We start from the raw sequence: 11297 nt of genomic DNA, 5'->3' as shown, positions 1-11297 counted from the left end.
GTATTTATGAGGAATGATTTGTTTTTTTCTTAGCAACGTCTCACTTCGGGAATATTTTTTATCTACCGGAAAGATCGTGTGGACGTTGCGCCCTGAAGATTGATTAGGGATCAAACTGGTCGAACCAGCAATTCATCATTTACGCAATGTCCCGATGGCAATAAACTCAGTTTGAAAATAGATGACGGAGACATTGCTGAGAAACTGGAATCAAACTCTGGCGCAGCTTTCCAAAATAGGTTAAGTAACGCTCATGCACAGGTTTGGAAACCTGCGCCAGGGCAGAATGCAGTTGCCTTGCCTCAACTATGGTTGTTTGTGGCAATATTTTTAGTCTACCATCGTTTTTTTACAAAATTTAAATTACTTATGAGAAGAATTATTGGTATCATCCTTCCGTTCATTTTATTACTTACAAGAGCCAACGGACAAAATCTATTCCCGGTAAAAGTGGAGGGTTGCGAGGTTTCTAGATTTTGCCTCGATTGTGGCGATCCGAAAGCTACTTATGATGAAGAAAGCTTTGATCAAATCATTAAGGCAATCAACACGAAATATAATTTCAAAGGCGCGAGTGGACAGATTGCTTTACAGGTGCTGGTTGATTCTTCAGGAAAAGGTTGTGTTCTCAGTCATAATGATGCCTCTAAAAACGCGGTAACACTCGACCTGGTTCAATACCTCAATCAGTGTAAATGGAGGGCCGCTATTGAAGATAATAAACCGGTAGCCTCATCAATCAATATAGTTTTCGAACTGGTCAACGATCAATTATCAGGGAAAATTAAAAGAGTTGACCTTGAGGCATTCAGCGACAATATGAGGAATCCCGGCACTCCTGAGGTTTACAATAAAACGTATCATTATGAGAGTCCTTCTTTAGGCTCTTATGAAATAACGGTGTGGCAAAAAGAGAATTCTGATTTACCCAATGACATGGGCCAGCATTGTGTCGCAGATAAGAATGATGATATCTGGTATGGCACTTACGGCGGCTTTGTAAAATTTGATGGTAAAAAGATGACCAGGCTCAATGAGAAAAATTCTCCATTTAAAGCGAAGGAATCAATCAGTGAAATGGCAGTGGACCGGAACAATAATAAATGGGTGGCTACCGGCGATTCATTGTACAGGTTTGACAATAAGAAATGGAGTACTTTTTTGGTTCCCGGAAGAAAAGCTATTGGGGCTTTTGGAATCAGTTGTAACGATTTTGGTGAAACCTTTATTTGCAGTGATTCAGGTTTGATCATTATCAAAAATGATAAAGCAACCATTCTCACAAAAAAAGAAATCAAAGAACTGCCCTCCAACCACATATTTTACGCTTTCAGAGATTTGATGGAGCGGCTGTGGATAGGAACTTTTAAAGGCGCTGTTATGATAGATAAAAACAATAAAGTGACAACTTTCAATCAATCCGAAACGCCGCTTAAAGAAACAACAATTACTGATGCGGTGCAAGATGAAAACGGCAACATCTATTTTGCACTGTATGCTTATATTCACAGCGATCAAAGAGACAGGCCGGAAGAAGGTTTTGCCCGGTTGTCCAAAGACGGGAAATGGTCACATTATAACGACATCAATTCAGGTCTCCCTGCCGACCATGTCAATTCATTGTGGTATGATAAATTTGAGGAAGTTCTTTGGATAGGAACTAATGAAGCGGGTTTGGTGAGATACGATTTAAAGGATGGCTGGGAAAATTACCACAACAAGAATTCAGAGGTACCGAGTTCTTATGTTTTTCAAATAACCCAGGATTCAAAGGGCAATCTTTATGTGGCCACTTTTAATGGAATGATGAAAATTGCGAGGAATAAATAAGAGAGCAACCTGATAACCAGGTAATAGGATAAGCCAATTGGAAAGCGAACTAATTTTTTCAAATAATGCAAATAAAAAATCGAATATTTTTTAATAAAAAGCAATAAGATTTTTACTTATTTATTCGTTTACTATCATATCATTAAAGGATAAATTAATGGATAGCATTCTTCTGAAAATAAAAAGAGACTTTACCACTGACGAGGCAATTCAGTGCTTATTTAAAAGGATTTCTGAATTAGAAATCGAAATGGGCATCCTTAAATCCGAGCTTGCCGAAGCGCAGGATATGGCCGAAAGAATTAAAACAGAAAGAATGCACACAAAAAAGCTTTGGACGAAGGATGAGATGTTTGCTCAACTTCACCAGGAAAACGAACAGTCAAAATCGAATTCCAAACACTATAAAAAATCAATGGAAGAATGGCGGAATAAATACTTCAGCCTCGTCGTGAAAGAAAGCTCAAAACAAGAATCTTAATTATAGCTTCATTTAGTTTTCAAAAACAATTTTTGGAACTCCGCCATGGTTAGGGGAACAGGAAACATTTATTAATAATAATTATGCCTCTCCTTCTTTCCGGAAACGACCAGGTTTACGATCATCACCACCCAAAACACAAACAGAAATTGAATGGTCTGTAAAGAGAATGCAGGAGACAATTCTAACTTTATGTCAAAAGACATCGTAATATTTCCCAAATATAAATTCAACAACAGCAAGAGGATGCCTACAGAAATAAAAGTTGCTGCAATTATTCTGAACAACTTGTCTTTCCATAAAAAACCGGTATATACTTCAGATACAGAAGCCGCGGTGATCCGCTGCATTAATTTGGTAGTAAAATCCGCAGATGTTTCTTCCATCAGGTTATTCTGCACTAATTTTTTTAATTGTTTGTCTTCATTCATATACGTCAGATTAAATTTTTTACTTCACAGTTTAATAATTTATGTAATTGTTCATACAAATGCTTTCTTGCCCGTAAAAGCACCACTTTTACATTCGATTCCGAAATGCCGGTTATCTCCTGAATTTCTTTTACAGATAATTCGTTCAGGTAAAAAAGAGTAAGACAAAGCCTTTCCTGTTCGTTTACTGCATTAAGTGCCATTCTTATGAATTTCTTTTGATCATCCCTTTTTAAATTATCAGTTAAGGAATCAAAATCAAATTGTTTATCCTCTGTTATGGCATTTTTCCCCTCAACGGTTTTCAACTTTTTTAATTTCTTTTTATTCAGTGCAGTATTTACAACAATGCGATACATCCAGGTACCAAAGGACGATTTTTCTTTAAAAGACCGCAAGCCTTTAAATGCTTTTAGAAAAGCATCCTGTGCAATCTCTTCCGCGTCTTCCCTGTTTGAAACAATGGAATAAGCGAGGCTGAATACTTTGTTCCTGTATCGCTGTACAAGCAAATTATACATTGCTATATTGCCTGCAAGTACTTTTTGTATTATTTCGATATCAGTATTCACTTCTGTTTTGACAAGAATGAGCTTGTTCGGGTTACAAAGTAATTCTAATAGTTTTTGTAACTTCTTTTCCCGTTATGTTGTCAAAACCTGAAAACATACAAAATGAACAATTCATCCTTAAGCTCCTTCTTTTTTATCTTGTTAATAATTCTCGTATTATTAACTGTATTTGGCGTTGCTTATCTCTACATTACTTCAAAAAGTAAAGAACGTTTAGCGCTAATAGAAAAAGGCATGGATCCCAATCTTGCAAAAAGTGATTTCTGGTTACAGATAGGTATCATAGCAGGAGGCTCAGCATTTGGATTGATAGCGGGTGATTTGATACCAGGTAAATTTGGTCCATTGGTCGCAATATTTTTTGCTGGTACCGGTTTGGTATTGTATAACATCATTAGAAAAAATGTAGCCAAACGCAAGTAAAGATTTTGCTGTAATGCACTTGGTGTGATTCTATAAATTAAGTGTCACCGGACTCTCCCGAAGGGGACCCGGCGTTTTAATAAGAACTTTTTCCTGGGAACGTCTCACTTTGTGATTTTTTTTTCCGGGAAAGATCGTGTGGACGTTGCGCCCGGAAGATTGATTAGGGATCAAACTGGTTAAACCAGGAATCCATCATTACGCAATGTTCCGATGGGCATAACTTAATTTGAAAATAGATGACGGAGACATTGCTGAGAAACAAAATAAATCAGCGTTTGGTTGGCTTTTATTGCCCTGCTATTTTTTCATGTAACGCAGGCGCAGCAGGGGGTTTCATTATTTGATAGTAAAACCTTACACGACTGGAAGGGGGGCGATAATGCATCTATCTTCAGCGTGGATAATAATCATCTTCAATTGCAACCTGGCAGAAGAAGAAATAAAAATCATCGATAAAAGTTAGTTTACTGAAATACCGGTTAGTTTACCAGATCTGACAGGTTTTCAAAGCCTGTTAAAAAAACAGCAGAAAAATTATCGGGAAAATCTTTAAGAGCAGATTGTTTACCAGTCAATAATTTCAGGCAAAGCCTGTAAAACGAAGCCTGCAGTTTAATTTAATGTTTTACAATATATCGCTTTAACCACGTTTGGCTTCACTATTATTCAGCAGATCTTTTGTATTAAAAGTTAAACATAGCTGCGTTCCTTTGCCCACTTCAGAAGCCAGTTGCATAATACCATTATACAATTCCGCACGGCTCCTTATATTGGTAAAGCCAACACCGCTTTTTTTCTTTGTGGTGTCGAACCCGATACCATCATCACTTACAGAGACCAGCAACTGGCCATCATTTTCTTTAAAAGCTATCAGGATCTTTTCTGCCTGTGCATGTTTTAAAGTATTATTTATCTGCTCCTGTACTATTCTGAAAATATCCAGTTTAAATTTATTGCCTAAGGCAATTTCATCGAAATCGTCTGTAGTAATTATAATGTTTATGGGAAGTACCAGCATAATATCTTCAGCAATATCCTTTACGGAATTTACCAGTCCATTTTCATTTATTAAGGGAGTGATGAGTGTTTTAGACAATTTCCTGATCTCTTCAATGGCGATAAGCGTATATTCAGAGGAAGTTGCTAAATAGGAATTTCGGTTGGGATTATCTTTTTTTGCCATGTCAATATATAATTTGGTGGCTCCCAAAATCTGGTTAATATTATCATGTAGTTCGCGCCCTATTGCAGAACGTTCATTCTCCTGCGCAGCAAATACAGCATGGGTAATTTCTTTTTGCTTTTTAATTTTTTCTTCCTCCACCTCTTCCTCAAGTCTTCTCTGGCTGGTAATATCTGTTATTAGAGTAAAGGATTGCGTATAATCGCCACGGTCGTTTAATATGGGCTGCACATGCACCTTTACCAGCAATTTGTTTCCTGTTTTTGTATAATTAATCACCTCATAAACAAAAGTTTCGGCTTTTGATAATTGTTGCTTTACGGCTTCAGCCGCGTCCCTGTTTGTTTCGGGGCCGTGCAAAAATGAATTAATGGTTTTCCCCAAAATCTCCGGTAATTCGTAGCCATAGATGGTTGTAAATGCGTTATTGACCCATGTGATCTTTTGGTCCTTGTCTCTAAATACCACTCCGTTAATTGTTTCTTTGGCAATAAGGGAAAGCTTTTTTAATTCTTCTTCTTTGTTTTTTCTGTCGGTGATATCGTGAGACGCGCCTGTAAGCCTGATGGCTTTTGCTTTCTCATCTCTCACAATAAAGCCGCGATCTTCTATGTACGCGATACTATTGTCGTCTCTTACCAATCTGAATTCAGATTCATACAGTTGTTGTCCGGGGGAATTAAATGCATTATCAAGCGTTAAGTTGACTCTTTCAAGATCATCCGGGTGAATCCTGGATGAAAAGTCTTCCTTCTTATTCATTACCTTTCTTTCCGCAGATCCGAATATTTTTTTCCAGCCTTCCGGATTTCTATAAACTTCATTCGTAACGAGATTCCAGTCCCACACCATATCGTGGGTGACTTTGCTAATAAGGTCGAATTTTTTATTGCTTTCTTCCAGGGCGTCTGCGATGCGCTTTCTTTCTATAGCGTACAACACTGTTTTTTCTAATAAGCCAGCGCTGTGATCATCCTTAATCATGAAGTCCTGCGCGCCGGCTGTAATTGCCTCTATAGCCATTTGTGTATCGGATAGCCCGGAATAAATGATAACGGGTATCCTGGAATTGACTTTTATTACTTGCAGGAAGGTATCAAGGCCACCGCTGTCAGACAAAAAGAGATCTAAAAAAATCACTGCGAAATTTTGTTGACGTAAGTGCTCCATGCCTTCAGCAAGTGTTTCTGTCAATACTATTTCATCTATCAATAAATTGGTGCCTAAGAGGTTTTCGCGAAGCAACAACTGATCTCCTGGATTGTCTTCAATTATTAATATGGATATCAGGTTTGGTTTGTTCATCTTAATTTGTTTGCAAATAGGTTGCGCAGCGTAGCCAGAATTTTTCTATCAACTCAATAGTGTTCATGAAACCTTCTAAATGTATGGGTTTAACGATATAACAATTTGCGTGATTATTATAACAATAGTCAATATCTTTTTGAAGGCTGGAGGAGGTAAGTATTATAACCGGAATCTTTTTCAATTCAGCATTGTTTTTCACAAAATGCAACACTTCCTTTCCATCCACCTTAGGAAGGTTAATGTCGAGCAAAATCAGGTCTGGCAATATTTTTTGTTCGGATTTCAAAGAAAATATTGCATCTTCTCCATTGTCTATCACGGAAATTTCAAGAGCGGCTGAATGACAGCTTAAGGCTTCCCTTATTAGTTCAACATCTCCCTCGTTGTCTTCTATCAATAATATATTGCTCTTCATTTTTATCGTGATGATTTAAGAATTATTGGCAAGATTACTGCAAACCAATTTGGTGCTATCGACGGGAGATGTTTGCATTTTTGATATAGTAAAATAAAATTTGCTGCCATTGCCTTTGGACGATTCAACCCATATTTTGCCACCATGCAATTCAATAATCTTTTTGCAGATCGCAAGGCCAATACCTGTCCCTGTATAATCTTTTTGGTTATGCAGCCGTTGAAAGATTATAAATATCTTTTCGTAAGATTGTGGATCTATCCCTATTCCGTTATCCTCCACACAACACTGCCACTCACCTGGTGTTTCACTCCAGCTAATTGTTATTTCCGGAATTACGTTAGCGGTATATTTTATGGCATTGCTGATAAGATTTTGAAACAACTGTAAAAGCTGTGATTCATTTCCGTAAACTACCGGAAGGGATGAAACATTTATTTTCGCCTGTGATTCATCTATAAAACGCTTCAACGCCGCCAATGTTTTTCTGATAACATCGATCGTATTAATCTCGCGGTGAACGGCAGGTAAGGAACCTATCCTGGAGATTTCCAACAGGTCATGTATTAAGGTTTTCATCCTGCTGGCACCGTCTACTGCAAAATGGATGTATTTCTGTGCTGTGGCATCCAGTTGGTCACTATACTTTGATTTGAGCAATTGCATAAAGCTGGTCACCATTCTCAAAGGTTCCTGCAGATCGTGTGAGGCAACGTAGGCAAAACGTTCCAGTTCTTCGTTTGATTCGGCCAGCTTTTGGATGTGTTTTTCTAAGTTTTGATTAAGCTGGGTTATGGCTATTTCATTTTCTTTAAGATGGGTTATATCCTGCATGGCGCCTATCATCCGGTAGGTGCCCGAATCGTTTCTCAATAAAATACCCCTGTCAGAAACATAGGCGATTGAGCCATCTGCCCGCATATACCTGTAATCATCTTTCCAGGTTAATTCATTTTGATGAACAATTTTGTTTAACCGGTAATTGACCACTCTTTCCCTGTCTTCAGGGTGGATATGGTTGGCCCATGTTAATAATTGTGTTTTGTTATCGTCAAATTCATATCCAAATAATTCCTTAAAGCCGTTGCCGAGGTATAACTCCTGTTTACCAATATCCCAGTCCCATATTGCGTCAAAAGTAGCTTTGGTTACGTTTATAAACCGTTCATTACTTTGTTTTAACGCCAGTTCCGTTAGTTTTCTGTCGGTGATATCCAAAAGTATTCCATCAAAAAAATCCGCTCCGTCTGCAGAATCATTATTCAAACTGACATTTTCCAAATAATACAAGGCCCTTCCGTCCTTGCGTTTTATAATACCTTCGTAGTTATTTAGATACCGCTTATCTCTCAGGTTATTGATAAAACGATCCCTCTCTTCAGAAGAAAAATAGAGTTCTGCTGCTTTTTTATTAATAAGTTCCTCCGGAGAATCATATCCCAGCATCTTGGCTAACGCTTCATTACAATTCAGGATTTTGCCACTTAAGGTAGACTGGTAAATTCCGGCAAGGTTTTGCTCAAATAAAGTTCGGTATCGCTTCTCGCTTTCTTCTATTTTTTTACGGGAAAGCACCTGTTCAGTTACATCTACAATAAAGAAAAAAACACCTTCAATATCACCCGCGCTATTGCGGTAAGCCTGGTAAACAAAGTTTAAATACAAATCAATCGTTCCGGGGTTTTCTTCTCCTTCAATTTGCACCAGCATCTCATTGGCTTTAAATGGCTCACCCGTTTTATAAACATCGTCTAGCAATTGAATAAACCCCTGGCCTTCCATTTCAGGAAATACCTCCTTTACAGGTTTGCCAATAATATCTGTTTTACGCATTAATTGTAAATACAGGGGATTGACACTTTGAAATACATGGTCTGGCCCGATTAGAATTCCCATACTGGAAGGCGCCTGTAAAAACAAATCATAAAAACGCTTCCGTTCAATTTCAAAGGCGTTTTCTAATCTTTTTTTCTCCGTCACATCCCTTGCTATACCATATCTGACCCGATCCCCGGCATGCCAACTGGCAGACCATTCTATATCCACCAATGAGCCATCCTTTCGTACATACCTGTTGGTGAAGTTGGGCACATAATTCCCGAACATGACCCTATTCGCGGATTGCACGGTCTTATCCCGATCTTCAGGATGAACAAAATCAAAGATTAATTTGCCAACAAGTTCGTCCGGCTTGTATCCAAATACCACTTCGCTGGCCGCACTTACTTTTTTAAAGTAACCATTAACATCAACAACACAAATAACATCCAGGGATGCATCCATGATCTTATTAAGATCATTCAATGCGTTTTGAAGTGCAACAGAACTGGTTTTTATCTTTTCTTCCGCATTTTTACGTTCGGTGATGTCCTGGCAGGTGCCAATGGCACGCACAGGTTTATTTTGATCGTTTCGAATAATGCGCCACCGCTCCTCAACCCATTTTACAACACCATCCCTTGGCACAATCCTATGTTCAATTGAATTATCAGAGCCCACTGCCATCGAGTTTGTGAGTGCTTTATCAACCTTTTCATAGTCATCAGGGTGAACAAATCCAAGAAAGCCCGGATGAGACGAATTAAAGTGGAGGGGGTCAAGTTCAAAAATCCGGTAGGTTTCCGCAGACCATGTTACGTTAAAATTTACCAGGTCAGTCTCCCAACTTCCTACCTTGGCAACGGCCTGCGCTTGTGCCAAACGTACTTCACTCTTAACCAGGAGTGCTTCCTTTGCCTTCTGTTCAGTAATATTTCTTGAACAACAGGCGACGGCAACAACTTTCCCGTCTTTATAGATCGGATTAAAACTTGTTTCAGTCCACGATTCGGGGCTATTTGAATTGGCTGGTGTATAAATTTCCTTTTTAAGCGACGCACCTTTTAGGGCCTGATGGAAAGCATCTTCCCAGGAAGATAAATAATCTTTCTGAAAAACATCTGACATCACAAGACTATCGCCCGGCCTTATAGTAAGGCCAGTAAAAATTTTCATGCTTTCAATAAAAGCATTATTAGCTACTAAAAGCTTAAAATCCGCGCTTACGCTCCATATTAAATCATCAAGGCTGTTGATAAGTTCTTCATAAAATGAGGCATCCGATACCGCTTTTCCCGTCATATTTCTTATTATTTGGTCAAATTTCAATTAATTCATCACATCGCCTGTAATAAATATAGACACTAAGCGTACATCATTTAATCAAGTCAGGGAATTTCCCGAAGAAAAATTAGGAATCATATTATTCTTTCAGATAAATCACCAATCAGCTTAAATTCAGGAAGTTTACTATTGTCGGTTTGATAAAGTAACCTGTAACTGTATAACGTTTAACCCTGAATTTTATTACGTGTTTTCACAAACAAGCAGCAGGGGTAAACTTTTTGGAGAATACAGTCAACAACAACGCAAGTTAAGCTAATTAACGCTAGTACGAAGTTGTGAAGGGGCGTAACTCGGGAATACCGCAGAAGCAAAAACATTTAACATCACGTATTGGGATATGGAGCAAATAACATTTTTACCACCACCAAAAAGCGGTTGCAATAATGAAATAGATCGCAATCAATGCGGCGCCTTTCAGCCAGTTAGACTCTATGTCTCAGCCGGTTTTCCTGAAAGGAACCCGGCGTAAACATGGTTAATTGCTAAAAAGAAAGTGGTAAGAAGCAACGATTATGCACAGGTCTGGCTCACGCCGCATTGCATTGCGCCAGGCCAGCGTAGATATTTTTTTAATACTTTAGCATTATAAAATCGTTTAAAAATGAAATCAATCAGCGTTTGTTTGGCTTTTATTGCCCTGCTATTTTTTCATGTAACGCAGGCGCAGCAGTGGGTTTCATTATTTGATGGTAAAACCTTACACGACTGGAAGGTGGGCGATAATGCATCTACCTTCAGCGTGGATAGTGGTATGATTAAAGTAAATGGCAACACAGCCCACCTGTTTTATGAAGGTGCGGTAAACAATCACCGCTTTAAAAATTTTGAATTTAAGGCAGACGTAATGACAAGGGCGCATTCCAATTCAGGTATTTATTTTCATACGGCTTTTCAGCAAGGCGGCTGGCCGCAGGTTGGTTATGAAGTGCAGGTAAATAACTCGCATACTGACTGGCGGCGTACCGGCAGCTTATACGGTATTGACGATGTAAAAGAAGTAGTGGCACCGGACAATGTTTGGTTTACAGAATACATTAAAGTTACCGGCAACCATGTGGTTGTAAAAATCAATGATAAAACAGTTGTTGATTATACGCAGCCAACTAATGTGCCGCCGCCTGATAAAAAAGGGCCAATTGATTCAAGCGGCACCTTTGCATTGCAGGGTCATGATCCCGGCAGCACTGTATATTTTAAAAATATTATGGTGAAGGTGTTACCTGATTAAAAATATACAGGAACATCTATTTAAATAAATCAGCTAAGAGTTTAGTTACCCCGCCCGTTGCCCCCGATTTGACTCGTCCTAAAAAAAAGTTTACAGGTTAATAGATAAATCCTGAGATCGTACAAACTCAACACCGCGGCGTCATTGCGAGGCAAAAGAAAAATTTCCAGGTGAAAGAAAAGTTCATTTGCCGAAGCAATCTCCAGGTAAAGAATAACTTCATAACTACGAGATTGCTCGTCGCTATAGTTTTTAATT

General features: G+C 38.5%; 11 protein-coding genes. 5 read left to right on the top strand and 6 right to left on the bottom strand.

The annotated features are described in order from the left end of the window. The first annotated feature begins 369 nt into the window (after nt 1-369). Both EFY79_RS19155 and EFY79_RS19150 read left to right on the top strand, forming a co-directional pair. On the top strand, nt 370-1830 hold the full coding sequence (locus EFY79_RS19155) for a ligand-binding sensor domain-containing protein (protein WP_158605256.1): 1461 nt from the start codon (nt 370-372) through the stop codon (nt 1828-1830). A 157-nt stretch (nt 1831-1987) separates the two neighbouring features. Next, the gene (locus tag EFY79_RS19150) at nt 1988-2311 is read left to right on the top strand and encodes a hypothetical protein (RefSeq protein ID WP_123122363.1); all 324 of its coding nucleotides are present in this window, start codon (nt 1988-1990) and stop codon (nt 2309-2311) included. A 71-nt stretch (nt 2312-2382) separates the two neighbouring features. On the opposite strand, the gene EFY79_RS19145 is transcribed toward EFY79_RS19150, so the two are convergent. Together EFY79_RS19145 and EFY79_RS19140 are read right to left on the bottom strand one after the other, a co-directional pair. Continuing rightward, nucleotides 2383-2742 carry a hypothetical protein gene (locus tag EFY79_RS19145; RefSeq protein ID WP_123122362.1) on the bottom strand — a complete coding sequence of 120 codons (360 nt, stop codon included), beginning with the start codon at nt 2740-2742 and terminating at the stop codon, nt 2383-2385. A gap of 5 nt (nt 2743-2747) precedes the next feature. Next, entirely contained in the window at nt 2748-3314 is a 567-nt protein-coding gene (locus EFY79_RS19140; protein ID WP_123122361.1) for an RNA polymerase sigma factor, read from the bottom strand. A 102-nt stretch (nt 3315-3416) separates the two neighbouring features. Between EFY79_RS19140 and EFY79_RS19135 the strand changes: the two genes are divergently transcribed. Further along, entirely contained in the window at nt 3417-3737 is a 321-nt protein-coding gene (locus EFY79_RS19135; RefSeq protein ID WP_123122360.1) for a hypothetical protein, read from the top strand. A gap of 282 nt (nt 3738-4019) precedes the next feature. Continuing rightward, nucleotides 4020-4196: a hypothetical protein gene (locus EFY79_RS21500; protein ID WP_158605255.1), complete on the top strand. Its 177-nt coding sequence runs from the start codon at nt 4020-4022 to the stop codon at nt 4194-4196. A gap of 184 nt (nt 4197-4380) precedes the next feature. On the opposite strand, the gene EFY79_RS19130 is transcribed toward EFY79_RS21500, so the two are convergent. Genes EFY79_RS19130 through EFY79_RS19120 form a run of 3 tightly spaced genes read right to left on the bottom strand, consistent with a single transcriptional unit; the run spans nt 4381 to nt 9766 of the window. After that, nucleotides 4381-6228, bottom strand: coding sequence for a hybrid sensor histidine kinase/response regulator (locus tag EFY79_RS19130; protein ID WP_123122359.1), 1848 nt, complete (start codon nt 6226-6228; stop codon nt 4381-4383). A gap of 1 nt (nt 6229) precedes the next feature. Then, nucleotides 6230-6646 (bottom strand): response regulator, encoded by a 417-nt coding sequence (locus EFY79_RS19125; RefSeq protein WP_123122358.1) that lies wholly within the window; start codon nt 6644-6646, stop codon nt 6230-6232. A 15-nt stretch (nt 6647-6661) separates the two neighbouring features. After that, nucleotides 6662-9766, bottom strand: a complete 3105-nt coding sequence (locus tag EFY79_RS19120) for a PAS domain S-box protein (RefSeq protein ID WP_123122357.1) — start codon at nt 9764-9766, stop codon at nt 6662-6664. 646 nt (nt 9767-10412) lie between these two features. Here EFY79_RS19120 and EFY79_RS19115 point away from each other — a divergent pair. Next, nucleotides 10413-11039, top strand: a complete 627-nt coding sequence (locus EFY79_RS19115; protein ID WP_123122356.1) for a 3-keto-disaccharide hydrolase — start codon at nt 10413-10415, stop codon at nt 11037-11039. A gap of 41 nt (nt 11040-11080) precedes the next feature. On the opposite strand, the gene EFY79_RS21805 is transcribed toward EFY79_RS19115, so the two are convergent. Then, on the bottom strand, nt 11081-11297 hold a 217-nt coding region (locus EFY79_RS21805), incomplete at its 5' end, for a hypothetical protein (RefSeq protein ID WP_233578056.1).

This window comes from Hanamia caeni (assembly GCF_003721595.1).
GTDB classification, from domain to species: domain Bacteria; phylum Bacteroidota; class Bacteroidia; order Chitinophagales; family Chitinophagaceae; genus Ginsengibacter; species Ginsengibacter caeni.
The sequence above is the reverse complement of the archived record's forward strand: the minus strand, read 5'-3'. Positions and strand labels throughout refer to the sequence as shown.